The sequence below is a fragment of the Cyclobacterium jeungdonense genome (assembly GCF_010994275.1).
Lineage (GTDB): Bacteria > Bacteroidota > Bacteroidia > Cytophagales > Cyclobacteriaceae > Cyclobacterium > Cyclobacterium jeungdonense.
On sequence record NZ_WMCD01000014.1, the window covers coordinates 54,196 to 75,052 of the forward strand.

The window sequence follows — 20,857 nt, forward strand, 5'->3', positions numbered from 1 at the left end:
TTAAAATTTAGCAGTTTAAAACTTTTTCTTAGTTGGAAGGACTTACGAGCTGCCGGAGCATTTTGGATCACCGTGCTGCTAACTTTTTTAAAAAATGGTTAACTTGCCTGGGGTTTGGACCGGGGAGAATTCCTTTCTGACGATGGGGAATGCATTTTGTTTCATTGATCTTTTTTTTACATTAATAACCAAACAGCGCATGTATTATTCCGATTCCAGAAGTGCGGCCCGGAGGCTCTATCGGAAACTTAAACTGAATTGGGTATTCAGTACTTCGTCGTTTATAGGGAATTTTCTGATTGCGCTACTGGTATCCTATTTTTTTAGAAAAATAGGGTACGAGCCCCAGGTCAATTTTGTGTTTTTTATCAGTATTCTGGCCATCGGCTTATGGATATCGGAGGCCATGCCTCCCTTTGCAGTAGGTATTTTTATTATTGCGGCTTTGCTGACAGGGTTCAGTACCGATTGGTTTTTTGAAAAGACCATGCCCCCGGATCTTTATGTGAGTACCTGGACCAGCAATGTGATCTGGCTACTGCTGGGAGGCTTTTTTCTGGCCAAAGGCATGAGTCTGGTAGAGCTGGACCGGCAATTGTTCCGATTTACGGTCAAGCGGTTTGGACAAAAGCCGGAGGGTTTGCTGCTAGGGCTCATGATGACCACGGCCATTGCCAGCATGATCATGTCCAATACCGCCACGACGGCGATGATGATTTCATCGATCATTCCCCTGGTACAGCTAATCGGTAAGAAATCTTCCTATGGGAAAGCGTTGTTAACGGCCATCCCTGCGGCTGCTTCTGTAGGGGGTATTGGTACCATAATTGGGAGCACCCCGAATGCCATCGCCGTGGGAGCGCTTCAGGAAAAGGGAATCAGCATTACCTTTGTAGACTGGATGCTGGTAGGATTTCCTACCGGTTTATTGCTGGTGTGGCTGTTTTGGAAATTTCTTTGCAAAACCCATGATTTTTCCGATGTCAACCTGGATTTATCCCTTCTGCCCAAAGGACAGGGGGAAGTGAAGCGGTTTGAGAAAAATGCGGTTATTTTTACCCTGGTGGTGACCGTGTTGATGTGGCTTACTGAGGCGCTGCACGGAATCCCCGTTGCGGCTACCTCTGCGATTCCCATCGTTTTGCTGACCATGACCCAGGTTATTCACTCCGAGCATGTTCGAAGCCTTCCCTGGGACACGCTGATGTTGGTAGCGGGAGGCCTGGCGCTTGGCATCGCTCTGGTGGAGGTGGGCCTGGCGGAAATCGTCATGCGAAAAATCAATGCCCTTCCTTTGCCAAACATGTTGATTGCCATTGTATTTTGTCTGGTAGCCGTGCTACTTTCCAACGTAATGAGCAACACGGCGGCTGCTTCCATATTGGTGCCATTGAGTTTGGCGTTACCGGGAGTGTACGGAATTGCCGGCCCCGTAATGGTGGCCATCAGTTGTTCCTGCTCCTTATTGCTTCCTGTTTCTACGCCTGCCAATGCCATTGCCTATGCCACCGGAATGGTGGAACAAAAAGATTTCCGTAACGGGGGATTATTCTTTATATTTCTGGGACCGATACTGGCTTTTTTGGCCGTCATGGCCTGGGTCATGTTATTGATGTAAGCGACACCTTAACCACTTTAATCGATGAAAGTAATTTTTCTCTTGCCCCTATGCATCCTGCTTGCCTGCACCGGTGCCAGGGATAAATCCGAATTGGAGACCTTGGAAAAGGATATTCTGTCCCTCATGCAAGCCACGGAAGGTGATTTCGGAATTGCCTTCAGAATGCTGGATGATTCGGGTAGCCAATTACTTATCAATGAAAAAGAAGTTTTTCACGCTGCCAGCACCATGAAAACCCCGGTGATGATTGAGCTTTTTAAACAAGCAGAGGAGGGAAAGTTTGATTTGCAGGATTCCATTCTCATTGTCAATGAATTCACCAGCATCGTAGATGGCAGCACTTTTAGCATGGATCTGGGAGTGGACAGCCAGGAGGGTCTTTATGAAATGATCGGTGAGAAAACGACGATTTATGAGTTGATGTATCAGATGATTATCAAGAGCAGCAACCTGGCCACCAACATTCTGATCGACCTGGTAGGAGCTGATAATGTAACCCAGACCATGCGTGATTTGGGGGCGGAGGACATCGAAGTACTGCGGGGGGTGGAGGACCTCAAAGCATTTGACGCTGGCCTAAGTAATACCACTACTGCCCTGGACATGATGCTAATCATGGAAGCCATTGCCCTCGGGAAGGTGGAGGGTTCCGAAGAAATGGTAACGATACTCTCCGACCAGTACTTTAAGGACCTGATTCCCAAATTACTTCCCGAAGATGTTAAAATTGCGCATAAAACGGGATCCATTACCGGTGTACAACACGATGCGGCCATATTGGAATTGCCCGAAGGTAAACGCTATGTGTTGGTAATTCTGAGTAAAAATCTGGTAGATGTGGCAGCGGGGAAGGAGACCATTGCCCGAATCAGTCGGTTGGTTTTTGAATATGTTTCCAGGACCGGAATGTAAGTATGGATGTATTATCGATAAAGTATGTAGCCTACCCTGCCAACGACACTATCCAGCTTCAGAGGGGGGCGTTTCATTTTGAACGTGTATTGCGTTCTGAGTATCTGATTGCTATAATAAGATATGAAGGTCAGAACTTTTTATTTTAGAGCGTTAATTACCGGTTAATTTTCGAAATTTTATTTCGTACACCTTGAAAATATCTTACATTTGCAATTTAATTCTTTCCTGAGATAACCAGATTTAGTACAGATTGCCCTCATTTTTTTATTCAGAGGCGGTTAGGAAAATCTTTAATCAGATAAACGATGACACAAACATTTTACCGATTATTTATGCCCAAAGAGGCAAACCTGAAGGACGAGGTACTTTCCGGCCTCACGGTAGCCCTGGCACTGGTGCCAGAAGCCGTAGCTTTTTCATTGATTGCCGGAGTGAGTCCTTTGGTGGGGCTGTATACCGCATTTATTATAGGTCTGATTACCTCCATTATGGGTGGAAGGCCGGGGATGATTTCGGGAGCTACCGGAGCCATTGCAGTGGTAGTAGTCGCGTTAGTGGTACAGCAGGGAGTCGAGTATTTATTTGCTGCAGTGGTTCTTATGGGACTAATCCAGATTTTGGTGGGAGTATTAAAACTCGGGAAGCTCATTCGGTTGGTTCCTCATCCGGTGATGTTTGGCTTTGTCAATGGCCTGGCCATTGTTATTGCGATGGCACAGTTGAGCCAATTTAAAACGGTATCCCCTGCCGGAAGCCTGGAATGGATGACAGGCTCCCCGCTATACATCATGATAGGGCTCGTCGTGGTCACGATGGTCATTATTAAATTTTTACCCAGGTTGACAACCGCAGTTCCGTCGGCCCTGGCGGCCATTTTAGGGGTAAGCTTACTTGTTATCTTTGGGGGATTAGATACGCGGACGGTAGGTGACCTGGCTTCGATTAGTGGGGGATTGCCGGAATTCCACCTTCCCATGGTCCCTTTAAACTGGGAGACGCTAATGATCATTCTGCCTTATTCGGCGATCATGGCCGGGGTAGGCCTGATTGAAAGCCTGCTGACCCTGACGCTGATAGACGAAATCACCGAAACCCGGGGTCATGGCAATAAGGAATGTGTGGCGCAGGGAATAGCGAATGTAACTACCGGGTTTTTTGGGGGCATGGGCGGTTGCGCCATGATCGGACAGTCTCTGATCAATGTGAATGCAGGAGGAAGAAACCGGATTTCCGGCATCGTGGCGGCCGTAGGATTGTTGGTTTTTATCCTGTTTTTATCTACCTATATTGAAATGATCCCCATGGCTGCGTTGGTAGGCCTGATGTTTATGGTCGCCATCGGCACCTTTGAGTGGGCCTCTCTGAGGGTCTTCCGTAAAGTTCCCAAGTCCGATGTGCTGGTGATGGTGCTGGTAACCCTGGTAACCGTCCTCCTTCATAATTTAGCCCTGGCGGTTTTGATTGGTGTGGTGATTGCAGCCCTGGTATTTGCCTGGGAGAATTCCAAGATGATTCGTGCCAGAAAATTCATGGATGAAAACGGCGTAAAGCATTATGAAATATACGGACCCTTGTTTTTTGCTTCTGCCATGACCTTTGGACAGAAATTTGATCCTCTGGGAGACCCGAATGAAATCATTATCGATTTTAAGGAAAGCCGGATCGTAGATCACTCTGGTATTGATGCGATCCATAAGGTGACCGAACGGTACGAGAAGGTTGGAAAAACCGTGTATATCCGTCATTTGAATAACAGTAGTAGGGTATTACTTGCCAAAGCAGAAAAAATCATCAACGTGAATTACACAGAAGATGATGCCAGTTTCAAAATCATCCTGGAAGAGGAAAAATCAGAAAGTCATTGAGAGTTGAATGAAACTGTTTTTCTTTCAGTGTTTTTGAAAGGAGGGAAGGACGTTCAAAAGGGCAGCTCTTGGTACCTATTCCCTGAGGATAGTCAGGCCATGCCCGGTTAACATTCGACAAGCAGGACCGACACAATCGGCCCTGCTTTTTTTTGGAAAATTACATCAAAAAGTTTGGAGGTGATTTAAATAATTAGTTATTTAACCCATCGACTTGCTGTGGGGTGGGATTCAATCTGTTAACTAACTGCTTCTAAAATGAGATGTACCTATTTTGTTTGTTCATTGTTTTCCATTAATGCAATTTTTTTTTCCTGTAGTGAGCCAGAAGAATCCAATGAGGAGATTCCCATGGAGACCTTCCGGGATGAAGTACAGGCGACCACGGTGCGCGTGAGTCAATCGGAATCCAAATCTTTTGATTACTTGATTAATGCCACCGGAAAAATCGAAGCGGCCAATGAGGTGATGGTCATAGTAGAGCGTCCGGGATACCTTATCGAGCTTGAGGTAGAAGAGGGGCAAAAGGTGCGAGCCGGACAAACCCTGGCCCGGCTGGATAAAACCGACAGCCAAATGGAATGGGAAAGGGCTCAGGTGGAGCTTCGGTCTGCTATGGCTGAATACCAAAGCCGCCGAATTGCGGCAGATGTAGAAACGACCCTATTGGACTCCCTCGGAAATTCAGAAAGAGATGAATTCTGGAAGGCGTCCAGTGGCCTTTTGTCTGCTCAGATTGCCGTACGGGAGGCCGAACGGAATCTGGAGAAAACCGATATCAAGGCACCCATAAGTGGAGCCATTGCCGATCTACAACTAAAAAAAGGAAGTTTGGTCAATGCCGGGGATGAAGTTTGTCTGCTGCTCAGCACGAATCTGCTGGAGATGAAAGTAAAAATTCTCGAATCCGACATTTCTTTTATTCGCAAAGGGCAAAATGCGGAGGTCTATCCGGTATCGGGTTCCGGAGAGGGTATTTCCGGTACCGTCAGCAGTATCAACCCCAAAGTAGACGAAAACGGGTTGGTCCAGGTAACCCTGGATCTTCAGCAGTCCGGCAACCTGTTACCTGGAATGAATGCCAGGGCAGTGATCCGCTCACCTCAAAACAATAGTTTGGTTGTACCAAAGGAGGCGGTGGTATACCGATCGGGCAGGCCGGTGGTTTTTACCATCGATAATAATGAAGCGATATGGAATTATGTAGAAGTGGGAAAGGACAATGGCAGGGAGATGGAAATTCTCGACGGCCTTGAAGCCAGTCAGCCGGTAATCATCAGTAATAATGTTCAATTGGCGCATCAGGCTCCGGTACAGGTGATAACGGAATAAACCATGGTTAGATTTTTACTAGCACGACCGATCGCTGTAGGCATGACCTTTTTGGCCTTGCTTATTTTCAGCCTCATCCTGTTCCGAACCCTGCCCATTTCTTTACTGCCTCCGCTGGATGTTCCTCAAATCGTCATCAAGGTGGCCTATCCCAATACTTCCCCGGAGTCTATAGAACAAAATGTTTTGCGTCCCATCCGGGAGGCGATGGTAACCCTCAATGGTCTGGAGGATATGGGAAGTAAGGCTGGATCAGAAGTAGGTAATGTACGCCTTACCTTCAGTTACAACACCCAGATGGAACTGGCCTACATTGCGGTAAATGAAAAGATAGACCGGCTGACAAACAGCCTGCCGGAAGACCTGGAAAGGCCCCGGGTCGTACGTATTAATACCAACGATATTCCCATTGTAAGGCTACAGGTGATTCCCAAAGACGGAGTGGATTTCGCTGATGTATCACTGCTTACCGAAAATGTGATTAAAAAGAGGGTGGAGCAGTTGGACGGAGTGGCGCTGGTAGACATTAATGGGAGGCAGGAACGTGTGATTTCAGTCAGTCCTGACAAGCCTGTTTTGGCGAGCTTGGGCATGCAGGAATCGGATGTGATAAGAGCTATTGAGGCGGGAAACAGTGAATTACCTGGAATAAGCGTGGAGGACGGCCAATTCCGGTATTACCTTCGGCTTGCCAGCAGGCTGGAAACACCGGAAGATATCCGTAACCTTCCGGTTCGGGGACCCTCCGGTAATACGGTGAGTTTGGGCAAGGTGGCGGAAGTACGTCATTCCCTGGCGAAACCGGATGGGTTTCATTTGTATCAGGACCGGGAGGGGCTGGTGGTGACGGTACATAAGCAGACTTCGGCCCGAATGAACGATATCATGCCGCTGCTTTACGAGGCAGTGCAGGGGTTTGAGGAGGATTATCCCCAGGTGGAATTCGCACTTACCCAGGACCAATCTACGTTGCTAAATGCAGGCATCAATAACCTGCAGACAAGTTTGCTTTTTGGGGGGCTTTTTGCTTTTGGAATACTATTTGTATTTATGGGGGATTACCGCATGCCAATTATTATAGGCATTAGTCTGCCCTCTTCACTTATAATAAGTTTTGCAATATTTTATTTTGCCGGTATTTCCATTAATGTCATTTCTTTAAGTGGCCTGGCTCTGGGATTGGGAATGTTGATAGACAATGCGATCATTGTCCTGGACAACATCAGCAGAAAGAGATCGGAAGGGATTCCACTTTTTGAGGCATGCGTTTCGGGTGTAAATGAAGTAATGTCCGCTTTGATTAGTTCAGTACTTACTACACTGGCGGTGTTTGTTCCCCTGGTTTTTCTGAGCGGAATATCCGGAGCCTTATTTTATGATCAGGCCGTTTCGGTTGCCGCGATTTTGTCTGTATCTCTATTGGTAGCATTTATCGTTTTACCCCTACTTTATTATTTGTTTTTCAAAGGGAAGGACTACCAGCGTTCTGTGGAGGATAGCCGCTTGTTTTTACTTTTATTGAAAGGGTATAAACGGATATACCGAATGGTTTTTGCCTACCGAGCAGGGTCTCTTTTGGTATTGTTTTTATTGATTCCGCTTTTATTGTTAACAGTAAGGCTGCTAAAGGTGGAGGGATTACCTCCCATAGAAAAGTACGATGTGATGGTATCTCTGGATTGGAACGAGCCCATTAATGCCAACCAAAATAAAGAAAGGGTATTGGACATGCTGGCACTGGTTGAAGGGGACTATCAGTGGGCTGAGAGTGACCTGGGCTTGCGCCAATTTCTTTTATACGAAGGAGATAATGATATACAGCAGGCAGATGTATTTTTGATGTTTGAAAATAGCCAACAAAAAGAAGCTATCAGTTCCAAGCTGATGCGATTTCTACGGCAACGGTTTCCATTGGCTAGTGTGGAAATTCAGGATGCTCCCAATGCTTTTGACCAGTTATTCAGTTCCGACCGGCCTTTTTTTGAAGTGCGCTGGAAGGATCTTACTTCCAAACAACCGGTGGCCGTAAGTGAGATGGACCCCTGGTTGGAAGCGTTTCCTGTCTCCGGTTGGTCCAAAGGACCGGGCCTTCAAAAGGGTGCCTCGGTAATATTCAGAACAGATATGAAAAAGCTGGCCCTATATGGGTTAGAAAGTCAGCAATTAGTAGAAAAAATTCAACAACTTTTCGGGAACTACCTCATTGCAGATATCAAACGTTTTGGTGAAATTACACCTATTCTTTTGGCTGGTGAGACCTTGGATTTTCAGACATTGCTAAAGACCAACTACCTGTATGGAGAAGAAGGGGTTCCTTATGCCCTGGATGAATTCATTCATTTTTCTTACGATGAGCAATATAAATTTGTCACGGCCGATCGCTCGGGGATTTTTCAATCCCTAACCTTCGATACTTCACTTTCAAAACACGAGGAGGGCACAATTCGGAATTGGGCTTCTGGAAATAATTTGGCAGTCGAATTTACAGGCCAGTATTTTCAGGATCGTGAAACCATCTGGCAGCTTGTCGGCATATTATTGGTATCCGTTTTACTGCTTTATTTTATCCTGGCTGCACAGTTCGAAAATTTTGTGCAGCCCTTGATTGTTATTTTTACACTTCCCTTGGGAGTAGGCGGGGCATTTTTGTTGCTTTGGCTTAGCGGGACTTCCCTGAATGTGATGTCGGCTATTGGCCTGGTGGTCATGTTAGGGATCATGGTCAACGATGCCATTTTGAAAATAGACACGATTAACAGACTCAGAAAACAGTATCTGGCAGGCGGTGAGGTCCCACAAAATGCCTTGGAAAAAGCATTATTCAGGGCTGGAGAAATCCGTCTGAAGCCCATTGTAATGACCTCTATTACCACCATTTTAGCGTTGTTGCCGGTGGTATTTAGTGCTGGATTGGGGGCAGATCTGCAGCGGCCTCTGGTGGTGTCGGTGATAGGCGGATTGACCATAGGTACCTTTACTGCCTTGTACTTTGTTCCCTTAGCGTATTGGTTTATGGCCGGGAAATCGAAACTTTCCCAGCCAATAGTTCAATAGCCAATCGAGCTAAATCTTTATTTAAGCGGTATCCTGAACCGGCGGCAAAAGTAGATCCTGTTGAGATTGGAGCCGGCGAAGTTTGGCAATCCAGGCAGATATCCACTTTTTGAATGGGCAGTGCTGAAATGTGATTTTAGGTGAGAATCAAGTCAGAATTTCATTAAATTTTGTATCTTTACCGAATTAAGTTTAGTTATTGTTTAAAGCGATGGATTCGATTGAATTTTTCTTCCTATAACTGTTATCCCCAAAAATTAACGAGCACATGAAGATTTTGATCACAGGAACTGCTGGGTTTATAGGCATGCATTTGGCTGAAGCGCTCCTTGAAAGAGGGGATGAAGTGGTGGGTCTGGACAGTATCAATGATTATTATGAAATTCAGCTAAAATACGACCGGCTAAGCGAAACCGGAATCGATCCTGCTGCGATTCAATACGGAAAATTACAATCAAGTAATAAGTATCCTGGATATCAATTTATCCAACTTCAGTTGGAGGATAAAGAAGGGATTATGAAATTATTTGATGAGCAGAAATTTGACAAAGTTGTGAACCTCGCGGCTCAGGCTGGGGTCCGGTATTCGTTAACCAATCCTGATGCCTATATTCAGGCCAACATTGTTGGATTTTTAAATATTCTTGAGGCTTGCAGGCATCACGAAATTAAGCACCTGGCTTACGCTTCCTCCAGCTCTGTCTACGGAACCAATACCCAAATGCCTTTTGCTACCAGCCAGAACGTGGATCATCCGGTGTCTTTATACGCTGCCTCCAAGAAATCAAACGAATTGATGGCACATACCTACAGTCATCTTTTTGGCCTCCCGACTACCGGGTTGCGATTTTTTACTGTGTACGGTCCCTGGGGAAGACCAGATATGGCTCTATTTTTGTTTACAAAAGCCATATTGGAAGACAAGCCCATTCAGGTATTCAATTACGGTGAGATGATGCGCGATTTTACTTATGTAGACGATATCGTCCAAGGGGTAATACGCGTCGTGGACCAACCTCCCGTAGCGGATCCTCATTGGGACCCTGATACGGGAGATGCCAGCAAATCGAAGGCCCCTTACACGATTTACAATATTGGAAACTCCAGTCCCGTCAAGTTGATGGATTTCATTCATGCGATTGAAGATGCCCTGGGGAAAGAGGCGAAAAAGGAAATGTTGCCTATTCAACCAGGAGACGTTCCTGCGACCTATGCGGATACTACGCCATTGGAAAAAGAGTTGGGATACAAGCCTGCTACTTCGGTACCTTTTGGTATCCAGCAATTTATAAAATGGTACAGAAGTTACTATAAAGTGTAAATAAACTGTGCTTTGGTATAAAATTCGCAGTAAAAAACTAATATTATAAATCCATTATGTTTATTTTTGTGAAAACTTTCATATTATGAATATTTTTCTTTCCACGGCTACCTCTTTTTTCTTTGGGTTTTTAATGACGCCAGTCCTGATTATGATCCTTAAAAGGATCAATTTTATGGAGGCTCCCGGAGGTAGGAAGATTCATGCAGGGAGTATTCCCTCTATGGGTGGAATTGCCATTATCGTAGCTTCTTTTCTTGGATTGTTTTCCTGGCTTAGTTTTGATCAAATCGTTGAAACAAGGTATTTTCTGGTGGCATTGGGAATCATGTTTTCAGTGGGACTCCGGGATGATTTAATAGAATTGACAGCATTTCAGAAATTAATTGGCCAATCCATTCCTGCTTTTTTTGTAATTGTGATGGCAGACATTCGGATATCCGGACTCTATGGATTTTTGGGAATTTACGAAATCCCATATTTGGTGAGTGTTGCGATTACCTTCTGTGCTATTTTAATACTTACTAATTCCTTTAACCTTATAGATGGTGCGGACGGCCTCGCTGGCTCGCTTAGTCTGGTGACCCTAACTATCCTCGGCTTCTGGTTTTATACGGCTGATATGATTTCCTACAGTTTGATTTCATTTACTCTTGTAGGAGGTGTTCTTGCCTTTCTGGTATTTAACTGGCATCCGGCGAAAATATTTATGGGGGACACGGGGTCCCTGAGTTTGGGGTTTGCGCTTACAGTTTTGGTGATTTTATTTGTAGACAGAACCGGCACCATGGCTCCCTGGGAAGGTTTAAAAATAAATGCCCCTTTTGCAGCTGGAATGGCCTTTTTGATTGTCCCCATTTACGATACGGTACGGATTTTCGTCAAACGTAGCCTCAAAGGAAAGTCTCCTTTAAAACCTGATAAAAGCCATGTGCATCATTTCCTAATTCGTATGGGGCTGAAACACGATCAAGTAGCGTTGACATTAGGTACGGTTAAGTTGCTGTTCATTGCCTTGGTTTTCTTTGGATATATGCTTAATGATCATTTTCTTTTTCCAATTTTGATTCTGGTGGCGGTTGGTCTTGGGGTTTGGATGGATAAGCAAACCCTGAAAAACATCAAAAACAACTGCAAAAAGAGACCGAGTTTGTCAGAAAAACAAGGTATCAGAAAAAAGAAACTGCTGTCCAGACGTAAGCCGGAGATTTCAAAAAGTGTATTTTCAGATAACGAAATCAATATGAATTGAGGTCGAAATGACTGAATTGATATTCAGGAGAGACTTTAGAAACACAAAAGCCGGCTCATAGCGAGCCGGCTTTTGTGTTTCTACCAATCATCTTTTTCAGCTCAAACATCACAGATTTCAACGCCTTGTTTTAAAGAGGCCAATTTATCAGGTCTCTTTGGGATGAATTCCTGGCCCACATAGCCTTGATATCCCGTTTCCAGAATGGCTTTCATAATTGCCGGATAATATAATTCCTGGCTTTCGTCTATTTCGTTTCTGCCTGGAACACCGCCGGTGTGGTAGTGGGAAATGTACGGATGGTACTCCTTGATGGTAGCAATGACGTCTCCCTCCATGATCTGCATGTGGTAGATATCGTACAGCAGCTTCATGTTTTCAGAACCAACTGCTTTGCAAACTTCGACTCCCCAAGCAGTATGGTCAGCCTGGTAGTCTTTGTGATTTACCTTGCTGTTCAATAATTCCATGCACATAATGACACCGTGTTTCTCAGCAGTAGGCATGATTTTCTTGAGTCCCATGGCACAATTCACAATTCCTTGCTCATCCTCCAGTCCATTTCGGTTGCCGGAGAAACAAATGATTTGCTTGTATCCTGCCGCTGCCACTTTCGGAATTACTTCCTCGTAGCTTTTGATCAGCTCCTCGTGTAGCTCCGGGTTGTTCCATCCTCTTTCGATTCCCATACCGGCTCCCCAGGGCATGGCACAGTCCAGTCCGTGTTTTTTCAGGATGGGCCACTCTTCCGGACCGGCTAATTCTATGGATTGCAATCCGATAGCTACGGCGGCCTTGCATAGGTCTTCAAACGCAATGTCATTGTAGCACCACCTGCAAACGGAATGGTTGATATTTCCTTTCAGAGCATCTGGTAGCTGTCTTTCGGCAGCCAGGAGCCGTTGGGACAATCCCGGTACCAACATGCTAGCCAGGCCGGCACCAGCCATTTTCTTCAATGTGCGTCTTCTTGGGTTATTTTCTCTGTTATTCATAAATTGTGTACTAATTTAAGATTGTTTTTTTAGTGACATCAGGTAGCTTACCAGATCGACTAGTTCCTGGGTACTCATGGTCTTTTCCAATCCGGCGGGCATCATGGAGTTTTCCATTTGTTGCATGCTTTTTATTTCGCTGGTTTTAATGGGTACGGTGCTTCCCCCTGGCAACTTTAAGTCAATATCTGTTTCGGTCTGGCTAGCAACAATGCCTCCCAGACTACTGCCATCATTCATTTGTATAAGGTAACCTTCGTAGCCAAAGCTAATACCTGCATCCGGATGAAGAATGGAAATGAATTGGGCTTCTTTAGAAAGTTTACTGCCAATTTCGGAAAGTTTGGGACCAAAGTCCATCCCCATATCGCCCACCTGGTGACAAACGGCGCAATTATTTTTAAATACTTCCAGGCCTTTTTCTACGCTTCCTTCCATGGCCAGTAGCTCTTTCATAGGTGGTAGTGGATTTTCTTCTCCGGCGGATGCATCCAGATAGGTAGCCGCTTCAGCACGTACACTTTTCCTCCAGGCACGGCTAACTCCCGTGACCGCCGACGGAATCAGATTATCCGGGAGCTTTCCAGTTTCCAGAAGTACCAAAATCCTGTCTTCACCCCCATAACTACCCCCAATCGCAGCAGTAGCTTCTTTGCGGACAGAAAGCGGAAGAGAGGTGTCAAATGTCATTTCTTCGAGCAAATCCAGAGATTCCCCACTACCGATCCCTCGCAGTACCGAAAACATGGAGTGAATCTTGTCATCTTCTCCACTGTATAGTACCTCTTTCACGCTTTCCAGACCACCTTGACGGAGCAAAAGGGTAGCAGCTGATTTCCCGAGGTTATTGTCGCTTTCTTCCAGAGCCATTTGCAGCAGCCGTGGATTTTCCGATCGAACTCCGAATTTCTGAACCAGTTCCAGATAAGATTCTGTTCCAGCGCTTTCATTCAGGGTATTGGTAAGTACGGAACGAACAGCCGGGGACCTATCCAGGTATTCCGGATCCAAGTGGGTTAACACCAGCTTATTGATTTGTTGGCTCTCTTCCTGGCTTTCCTGACGGAGTTGTTGTTCTAGCATCTTTACCAGTGCCGCTGATTTTCCTTCTTTATCCGGATTGAAATCAAAAGCCCTGAAATATCTCAGTCTATTCTCAATGGGTTGGGAAGGTTCCGAGGCCAGGCTTGCCAAATGAGGGATGGCTTTAACCGTTCTGGATCTCCAGACGATATCCTGATTTTTCTTGCTACTAATATCCGCTCCGGATTTTTCCACCCAGGCCGTATAAAAACGATCCCACTGACCAGAAGCCCCAATTCCCAAGGCTTCCAGGTACCAGCGATCTTCCCCGTCGTGCTGCATGGCCAATGTTGCCCAAAGTTCCGGTGCTTTTTGTGAATTCATACCTCTTAATGCGATGGCCACTTCTCTTCGTACCTGCGCATCTGAATCATGCACTAAGGTTTCAAGGTATGGGATCAGATCAAGATTCTCTTGACGCGCAGCCCTAAGACCGGAAATCCGAATATCAGGGTTGGGGTGCCTAATGGCCTCCTGGATGTATTTTTTATCCATTTTCGCCAAAAGCCAGAAAGCCCTGGCCTTGAAACGGGGGTTGGCATGTTCATAAAAGATTTTTTCCAATGCCGGCCTGGCGTCGTGGCCCATGGCTTTTAGGTTTTTCCATGCCTGATAACGCATGGATAAGTTAGGATTTAGCAATGCTTCCACTGCTCCATTTAGCGAACGAATGTCCATCTCGGGAATCTCATAAGGAATTTCTGGCGCGGAAATTCGATAAATCCTACCTCTATTCAGGTCTCCCACCTGATGGCCTCCCACTCCTGGATCGTACCAGTCCGAGACCATTAGGGATCCGTCCGGTGCTACGCATACGTCGGATGGTCTGAACCATTGATCTTTGTCACCTTCCATAAGGTTGATGATGGAGGCTTTGTATCCGGCCCCATCTTTTTCTACCGGATAAGCGCGGACCACATTGGGCCCCGCATCAGTGTGGATCATCTGATTATGAAATGCTTCGGGTAGGGCATTCCCTTCATACACCACCATCCCTGTCGGCGATCCTGCTCCTGTTTGCAGCAAATTGGGGACGACTCCCGGGTCATTCAAATGCCAGTGCTGTAAGGGTATTTCCTTTTCTTTATTAGTGCGATTGGCTCTCCAACCCGCTCCGGTCATTTCGTCCTTGTAGCCAAAATTCCCGTATTCCATGACGTAATTGATGCGGACACCTTTGTTTCCGTCATCGTCGTTATCGGATTGCCACATGGTGCCGTATGAGTCGACTGCTACTTCATAATTGTTCCGGAAGTTTTGTCCCAGTACTTCAATGCCGGAAAAATCGGTATTACAGCGGAAGACCAATCCTTCTTTGTAATTTCCGGCATCAATGGGCATTCCGGTGGCATCTTTCAGTGTCTGGCCATTCTTATCTTGAATGGTCCCACCAGAATTGCCAAAATTGAAATAAAATTTACCGTCCGGACCAAATACAAACGCATGCATGCCATGGTCGTGTTGCTCCCCGCCAATACCTTGAAAAATAACTTCTTTTTTATCCGCTTTATCGTCTCCATCCGTGTCGGTCAATAACCACACATAGGGACTTTGAGAAACAATGGCCTGATTGCCCATGACCCATATTCCCAATGGGGCGTTCAGTTCCGGGTCCTGATAAAACACTGTACTTTTGTCGGCTTTCCCGTCGCCGTTGCTGTCTTCCAGGATTAAAATGCGATCCCCTTCTCCCTTGGTTTCATTTCCGGTGATATCCGGACGGTAATTATACGCTTCGCAAACCCATACCCTTCCTTTATGATCAATATCAATATTGGTCGGGTTGGTGATCATCGGTTCTGAAGCAAAAAGACTGGCTTCAAGGCTCTCGTTGACCTTGATTCCAAGAAGGGCATTTTCCGGGTTTCGCTTCTCCTCTTCACTTAATTGATCGAAGGGGTGAACAGCGGTGGTATCGGGCGCTTCCTTACAGGAAAAGCTGATAATCAAAAGTAATAGGAGTGATTTCAGCTTATAAGATTGATTTATTTTGGGCATAATGTTGCAGGTATGGGCATTCATTGTGTAATTAACAGCTGAATAAACAGAAAATTACGATATTATTCCAATTATTTAACTGTTTTTTTGACAGTTATCACCGATGCAAGGTACGCTTTCGGGCAGTTGCGGTGCCGATTCTGCGATGTGAAGTAGTCTTTTTCAGGTTCACAGATGGTATAATAGACTAGTGTTGTTTCCAAAAAAAAAAGGGATGATGAGTATAAACAGAAGAAAATTTATCCGACAAACAGGCCTCGCATCCGGTCTACTGGCTTTGGGCTCTTTTGCTACCTATGGTTACGAAACTGCTTCCAAGGTTCGGGTCGGAATTATTGGTGGCAGGTTTGGAGCAACTTTTCAGTTTCACGAACACCCGGACTGCGTCGTAGAGGCGGTCAGTGATTTGCGGGAGGATAGGCGGAATCATTTAATGAAAACTTACGGCTGTCAAAAAAGCTATCCCTCACTCAAGCACCTGCTGACCGATCCAAAGGTAGACGCAGTCTTTTTGGCCACTCCGGCTCCCGACCACGCCAACCATATTATCGAAAGCCTAAAGGCTGGGAAACATGTACTTTGCGCAGTGCCGCTGGCCATGAGCCTGGAAGAATGTGAACGAGTAAAGGAGGCCGCGCTGTCCTCGGGAAAGGTTTTTATGATGGCGGAAACAACCACCTTTATGCAGGGCACCATTACTGCCAGGAAATTTTATCAGGAAGGGAAATTTGGCGAAATATTCAGCGCCGCTGCTGAATACAATCATCCCGGGTTGGAAATACTGTGGTTTGAAAATGACGAACCTACCTGGAGGCATGGATTACCCCCCATGCATTATCCTACACACTGCACTGCATTTTTAATCAGCGTGACTGGTGAGCGGTTAAAAAAAGTAAGTTGCCTTGGCTGGGGTGATGGGGATGGATTACTGGAAGGCAACCCCTACAATAACCCATTTTGGAACGAAACGGCATTTTTCCATACGGATCGCGATCATCCTTTCAGGGTGGAAGTGAACTGGAAAGGCGCCTTGAGAAACGCTGAAAGAGGGGAGTGGAGAGGAGAAAAAATGAGTTTGTATCTACCCACCGGACATGCAGACAGCGGCACCATTATTAGGGAAGAAAATGAAGAAGCAAAGGATGATGCCGGTTTTGTCCATACTAAAAATAACGTAGAAGCATTCGAGTTCCCAAATTGGTGGAAAACCGATCTTTTGCCGGAACCTCTGCGGCACAATAGCGGTCACGACGGTTCCCATACCTTCATCACCCACGAGTTTATCCAGGCAATCCTGGAAAACAGGTCGCCGATGGTGGATATCTATGAGGCATTGGCCTATACGGTACCAGGAATTATAGCGCATCAATCGGCTTTGAAAGGAGGGGAACAGCTCGCTATTCCAGATTACGATGATTGAATGGCGGATTTGCCAGACTATCCAGGTAGGCAGGAATAAATTCCTCGACGGTGCGAATGGGAATTTGAATACCCAAAAATGAGGCGGCCTTTGTTAGGATTGCTTCCTTTTTCATGCCGGATTTACGCATGGTTCTGATGGCGAGGGCACCTTCTGATTTGGATAGTTTTCGCATACCTTCCATGAGTAGGGGATGATGAAAAAAGGTGGTTTTAGCCAGGGGGTTGTACGGCATCAGCGAAGAAAGGTGTAATTGTGCACAGGACGAGTCCCACAAATCCTGCCCTCTGACAATGAAATCAACACCGAAATAGTGATCATCAGCCACCGAAGTTAACTGATAGGCCGGGTCTCCGTCTTTTTTCTTAACGATAAAAAAGTTCATGGAATCAGGTATCTGACAGACTTGTCTGGAATTGGGATACCGATTCATGGAGGGAGAACTTCCCACAACTGTTTTTAATCTCCAGGATACGCCCTGCTCTGACAAGGGTACATTTTTTGTTAGACATTGTCCCGTGTAGCGGCCCTTTGGATGGCTCTCGCGAATTTTTTTCCGGGAGCAATTGCAGGCAAAAACGAGTTGGTTTAAAGCTAGTTCTTCAAGGAGCTGCTTGTAATGGGGCAATCGGTGGATTTGGGAATAGTTTTGTTGCAGATCAGATACAGATCGGGGTCCTTCATCGTAGGGGATTTCCAAAAGATCCAATGTGTCGAAAATGTCCTGTATGTATTCAACCCTTGTTCTCTTTTGATCCAAGTCGTCGATACGGAGCAGGATTTTTGCCTGGTGTTTTTTCGCCAAACTGACGGTAATGAGGAATGATATCACATTTCCAAGGTGTAGAAATCCGCTTGGGGTAGGAGCAAGTCTGGTTTTCTGGATAACGGGGTGCATATTTAATTAACGGTCCGTGTCAGATTCCGGAAGTGAGGCAGGTATAAAACGGGCAAAGAGTTCTTCCTTGTACCACCCTTCTTTTTTTACTTTTTGAATGATTTCACGATGATCCGATTGGTAAGCGAAGGCTTCCATTTTTTGCTGGCTCTGCCAATAGCTGAAGGTAGCCTGTTCAATAGCCGGCCATTCTCCGATGCCTTTTGTGTAAAGCAAGCCGTCGGCGGCTTCTGCAGATCGGCTGCTTTTGGGTACAAAGGATAGAAACCGGAGGATTTTATGGAATTTTACACGGGCTCTGGTAATTACCATCACGGGTCCCTCGGCCTTTACTTCTTTTACGGTAAAAGGTTGCACTCCATTCCAGCTCCCATGGGCCTGTATGCAGTGCATCCAATAGGTGAAATTACTTTTACATTGCTGGTTAAATCGCTGATATATTTCAGACTCGGTATAATTTTTGGCAAATGCCCCGCTTTTCCATACCAATAGCAAGGCATAGGTTTTAAGATCCGGCCGGAGCGAAAACCCAAATCCCCCTCCGGTGCCCATGAGTTTATAAAATTTCAGTCCGGAGGTTTGTTGTAAGGGTGCCATTGCCAATTGCATTTGGTTAAAGGCCCACCAGCGATTCCACTTAGGATATTCAAAAAAAGTCAGGGATACAATTTCTTGGTTGTCAGTCATCGCTACAAATATAAACATCGGGATGAATTAATCCTTCCATTGCGGGCAAAGGAAACTTTCGGAAAAAACCTTTTCCGGCAAAGAATCAATCAAAAACCTTTTTAATGATCACACGGATTAACAGGATGGCCAGGGCGATGGTGGTCCCTGCGATAACGAATTCCATAAGTATTTGTGTTTTATATGGCTAAGAAGTGATAATGGAAAACCAACAAAAAATGAAAGTGGAGGGGTATTCCTTTCCAAATCAAAGCTTGTCAACAAAATAAACCGGATCGGTGGAAATAAAGTTTTGATTTCACGCAACAAAAAGATCAGAGAATGACAGCAAAATCCTGCCACTTCTACCTTACCTTTGCATGCTGTTGAATAATTATGGTAAAATTAAAAACGAGACGACTTTCTGCCGGGGCTTTCTTTTTTCTGACAGGCTTGTGTTTTTCTTCCTGGGCTTCGCGTATACCGGATTTTCAGGACAAATTTCAACTAAGTGAAGGACAGTTGGGATCGGTATTATTGGGTCTGCCGCTGGGGTCTTTATTGGCACTTCCCTTAGCTGCCTGGGCCGTGTTTCGATTTGGAAGTAAACTGGTGGTTTTGGCAGGAATGTCCTTTTACATACTGTTTCTGGTTGGAATTGGCTTTTCTCCGGATGCGTTTATTCTCGCCCTGATGGTCTTTATTTTTGGTATGATGGGGAATATGATGAATATTTCCTTAAACACCCAGGCCTTGGGAATTGAAAAGGATTATGGTAGAAATATTTTAAGTTCATTTCATGGCTTATGGAGTCTGGCAGGCTTTATAGGTGCCGGAATAGGGGCTTTGATGGTGTATTTTGACCTTACTCCAGGCGACCATTACCTGATTATCCTTTTGCTTGGAGCAGGTATGCTGGTTTATTTTGAAAAAGGCATTCTTTCGGATGGTGGCAAAAAGGAAACCGGAGGAGGTGGATTCGTCTGGAAAAGGCCAAACGCAACGCTTGCTAACCTGGGTATGGTGGGCTTTTGTGGAATGATGTGTGAAGGCTGCATGTTTGACTGGTCGGGAGTGTACATGGCAAAGGAAGTGGGAGCTTCGGCTGCCTGGGTACCCAGTGGCTACGTTGCTTATATGGGGGCCATGGCCTTGGGTAGGTTTTTCGCCGATAAATTTTCAAACCGGTTTGGAAAGATGATGGTATTGCAAGGGTCAGGGCTTCTGATCTTTTCGGGATTACTGCTTTCGGTATTGGTACCTTTTGTATGGGTTGTTATACCAGCTTTTATGCTGGTTGGGTTTGGAACAGCCGCAGTGGTACCTCTCACCTATAGCCTTGCCGGAAGTGCTTCCGGTTATGCTCCTGGTTTAGCCATTGCCATGGTATCCACTATTTCTTACTTCGGATTTCTCCTGGGGCCTCCGCTCATTGGTTTCATAGCTGAATTAATCGGATTAAAAGGTTCCTTCGCATTGATGGCATTGGTAGGGCTGATGATTCCTTTTTGGGTAAGAGTAGGAAGACAAAATTTTGTCCAGGCCAGATCCTAATGTAAAATTGAGGTCAGTTTAAATTCCGCCTTATTGGTTTTTGAAAATTTTTACTTATTTTTACCAAAATTTAATACCATACCAAATCGGTAGGTTTTATAGAATTAATAGAGAAGCAACATGCAGGAGTCACTGGTTTCAAAGAAAGTATATTCGAAAGAAGAAGTTAGGGAGTTGAATGCCCGTTATCGAGATTTAAGCGTGGATGAGCGGGTTCTTCAGCTTTATAAGGATTTTGACGAAAAAGAGGTCATGCTTACCAGTTCATTTGCAGCTACTTCTGCCTTACTCCTGAGTGTCTTTTCTAAATGCAATCCCAAGCAAAAAATCTACTTTATAGATACAGGGTATCATTTTCCAGAAACGCTGGAGTACAAGAAAAAACTCACCGAACTTTACGGGCTGAATGTAGCCTCTGTCAGTGCAGGAAGAGAAGATCATGAATACACGTCTACCAATCAAACCTGGAAAACAGATCCCGAACTGTGTTGTTCCATCAACAAGGTAAAGCCGTTGGAGTTGATCAAAAGCAGGTTTTCAGTATGGGTTTCTGGTTTGATGAGTTGGCAAAGTGACCACCGGGCTACCCTGGATATTTTTGAAGAGCGGGGCGGTATACTCAAATTTTATCCGCTTTTGGATGTAACCGAGGAGGAAAGGGATCAGTATATCAAGGAGCATCAATTGCCCTTTCACCCCTTAATCGCGTTTGGATACCATTCCATTGGTTGTAAACATTGTACGGTGCCTGGAGAAGATCGAAGTGGGAGGTGGAATAATAGTCCTAAAACGGAGTGTGGGTTACATCTTTAGTCTGAGGGAGTTTTTAAGCTCCATTCCTGTAAATTAAACGTTATTTTGACACAAAACCCATCCGATTGTT

Annotated in this window: 14 protein-coding genes; 10 read left to right on the plus strand and 4 right to left on the minus strand. The window is 45.4% G+C overall.

All coding sequences use genetic code 11. The features are described from left to right. Positions 1-199: 199 nt before the first annotated feature. The 7 genes from GKS34_RS21210 to GKS34_RS21240 all read left to right on the plus strand — a co-directional run bounded on the left by GKS34_RS21210 (position 200) and on the right by GKS34_RS21240 (position 11,360). Positions 200-1,618: an SLC13 family permease gene (locus GKS34_RS21210; protein ID WP_163386999.1), complete on the plus strand. Its 1,419-nt coding sequence runs from the start codon at positions 200-202 to the stop codon at positions 1,616-1,618. 24 nt (positions 1,619-1,642) lie between these two features. Then, positions 1,643-2,533 (plus strand): serine hydrolase, encoded by an 891-nt coding sequence (locus GKS34_RS21215; protein ID WP_163387000.1) that lies wholly within the window; start codon positions 1,643-1,645, stop codon positions 2,531-2,533. Between the two features lie 308 nt (positions 2,534-2,841). After that, positions 2,842-4,401 carry a SulP family inorganic anion transporter gene (locus GKS34_RS21220; RefSeq protein ID WP_163387001.1) on the plus strand — a complete coding sequence of 520 codons (1,560 nt, stop codon included), beginning with the start codon at positions 2,842-2,844 and terminating at the stop codon, positions 4,399-4,401. A gap of 258 nt (positions 4,402-4,659) precedes the next feature. Then, positions 4,660-5,733 carry an efflux RND transporter periplasmic adaptor subunit gene (locus GKS34_RS21225; protein WP_163387002.1) on the plus strand — a complete coding sequence of 358 codons (1,074 nt, stop codon included), beginning with the start codon at positions 4,660-4,662 and terminating at the stop codon, positions 5,731-5,733. Between the two features lie 3 nt (positions 5,734-5,736). After that, entirely contained in the window at positions 5,737-8,787 is a 3,051-nt protein-coding gene (locus tag GKS34_RS21230; protein ID WP_163387003.1) for an efflux RND transporter permease subunit, read from the plus strand. Positions 8,788-9,055: 268 nt separating this feature from the next. Beyond that, positions 9,056-10,108: an NAD-dependent epimerase gene (locus tag GKS34_RS21235; protein ID WP_163387004.1), complete on the plus strand. Its 1,053-nt coding sequence runs from the start codon at positions 9,056-9,058 to the stop codon at positions 10,106-10,108. A gap of 85 nt (positions 10,109-10,193) precedes the next feature. Then, on the plus strand, positions 10,194-11,360 hold the full coding sequence (locus GKS34_RS21240; protein WP_163387005.1) for a glycosyltransferase family 4 protein: 1,167 nt from the start codon (positions 10,194-10,196) through the stop codon (positions 11,358-11,360). Positions 11,361-11,461: 101 nt separating this feature from the next. Here the strand turns inward: GKS34_RS21240 and GKS34_RS21245 are convergent, their stop codons facing one another. Both GKS34_RS21245 and GKS34_RS21250 read right to left on the minus strand, forming a co-directional pair. After that, a complete protein-coding gene (locus GKS34_RS21245; protein ID WP_163387006.1) occupies positions 11,462-12,355 on the minus strand; it encodes a hydroxypyruvate isomerase family protein in 894 nt (297 codons plus the stop codon). Positions 12,356-12,370: 15 nt separating this feature from the next. Beyond that, positions 12,371-15,436, minus strand: coding sequence for a PVC-type heme-binding CxxCH protein (locus GKS34_RS21250; protein WP_163387007.1), 3,066 nt, complete (start codon positions 15,434-15,436; stop codon positions 12,371-12,373). Positions 15,437-15,650: 214 nt separating this feature from the next. Here GKS34_RS21250 and GKS34_RS21255 point away from each other — a divergent pair, with 214 nt between their 5' ends. After that, a complete protein-coding gene (locus tag GKS34_RS21255) occupies positions 15,651-16,856 on the plus strand; it encodes a Gfo/Idh/MocA family protein (protein ID WP_163387008.1) in 1,206 nt (401 codons plus the stop codon). On the opposite strand, the gene GKS34_RS21260 is transcribed toward GKS34_RS21255, so the two are convergent. Next, on the minus strand, positions 16,834-17,754 hold the full coding sequence (locus tag GKS34_RS21260; RefSeq protein WP_163387009.1) for a glutamate--tRNA ligase family protein: 921 nt from the start codon (positions 17,752-17,754) through the stop codon (positions 16,834-16,836). The two genes, GKS34_RS21255 and GKS34_RS21260, sit on opposite strands and share 23 nt — an antisense overlap. 6 nt (positions 17,755-17,760) lie before the next feature. Beyond that, positions 17,761-18,459 carry a spheroidene monooxygenase gene (locus GKS34_RS21265; protein WP_240459408.1) on the minus strand — a complete coding sequence of 233 codons (699 nt, stop codon included), beginning with the start codon at positions 18,457-18,459 and terminating at the stop codon, positions 17,761-17,763. A 357-nt stretch (positions 18,460-18,816) separates the two neighbouring features. Between GKS34_RS21265 and GKS34_RS21270 the strand changes: the two genes are divergently transcribed. Then, positions 18,817-19,974 carry an MFS transporter gene (locus tag GKS34_RS21270; RefSeq protein ID WP_163387010.1) on the plus strand — a complete coding sequence of 386 codons (1,158 nt, stop codon included), beginning with the start codon at positions 18,817-18,819 and terminating at the stop codon, positions 19,972-19,974. A 120-nt stretch (positions 19,975-20,094) separates the two neighbouring features. Continuing rightward, positions 20,095-20,787, plus strand: coding sequence for a phosphoadenylyl-sulfate reductase (locus GKS34_RS21275; protein ID WP_163387011.1), 693 nt, complete (start codon positions 20,095-20,097; stop codon positions 20,785-20,787). Positions 20,788-20,857 lie beyond the last annotated feature (70 nt).

Bases quoted from the DNA above. Each gene is read 5' to 3' on its own strand.
- GKS34_RS21210 (WP_163386999.1), top strand. From the start codon at position 200: ATGTATTATTCCGATTCCAGAAGTGCGGCCCGGAGGCTCTATCGGAAA.
- GKS34_RS21225 (WP_163387002.1), top strand. From the start codon at position 4,660: ATGAGATGTACCTATTTTGTTTGTTCATTGTTTTCCATTAATGCAATT.
- GKS34_RS21250 (WP_163387007.1), bottom strand. From the start codon at position 15,436: ATGCCCAAAATAAATCAATCTTATAAGCTGAAATCACTCCTATTACTT.
- GKS34_RS21255 (WP_163387008.1), top strand. From the start codon at position 15,651: ATGATGAGTATAAACAGAAGAAAATTTATCCGACAAACAGGCCTCGCA.
- GKS34_RS21230 (WP_163387003.1), top strand. From the start codon at position 5,737: ATGGTTAGATTTTTACTAGCACGACCGATCGCTGTAGGCATGACCTTT.
- GKS34_RS21245 (WP_163387006.1), bottom strand. From the start codon at position 12,355: ATGAATAACAGAGAAAATAACCCAAGAAGACGCACATTGAAGAAAATG.
- GKS34_RS21275 (WP_163387011.1), top strand. From the start codon at position 20,095: ATGCAGGAGTCACTGGTTTCAAAGAAAGTATATTCGAAAGAAGAAGTT.
- GKS34_RS21240 (WP_163387005.1), top strand. From the start codon at position 10,194: ATGAATATTTTTCTTTCCACGGCTACCTCTTTTTTCTTTGGGTTTTTA.
- GKS34_RS21270 (WP_163387010.1), top strand. From the start codon at position 18,817: ATGGTAAAATTAAAAACGAGACGACTTTCTGCCGGGGCTTTCTTTTTT.
- GKS34_RS21235 (WP_163387004.1), top strand. From the start codon at position 9,056: ATGAAGATTTTGATCACAGGAACTGCTGGGTTTATAGGCATGCATTTG.
- GKS34_RS21260 (WP_163387009.1), bottom strand. From the start codon at position 17,754: ATGCACCCCGTTATCCAGAAAACCAGACTTGCTCCTACCCCAAGCGGA.
- GKS34_RS21265 (WP_240459408.1), bottom strand. From the start codon at position 18,459: ATGTTTATATTTGTAGCGATGACTGACAACCAAGAAATTGTATCCCTG.
- GKS34_RS21220 (WP_163387001.1), top strand. From the start codon at position 2,842: ATGACACAAACATTTTACCGATTATTTATGCCCAAAGAGGCAAACCTG.
- GKS34_RS21215 (WP_163387000.1), top strand. From the start codon at position 1,643: ATGAAAGTAATTTTTCTCTTGCCCCTATGCATCCTGCTTGCCTGCACC.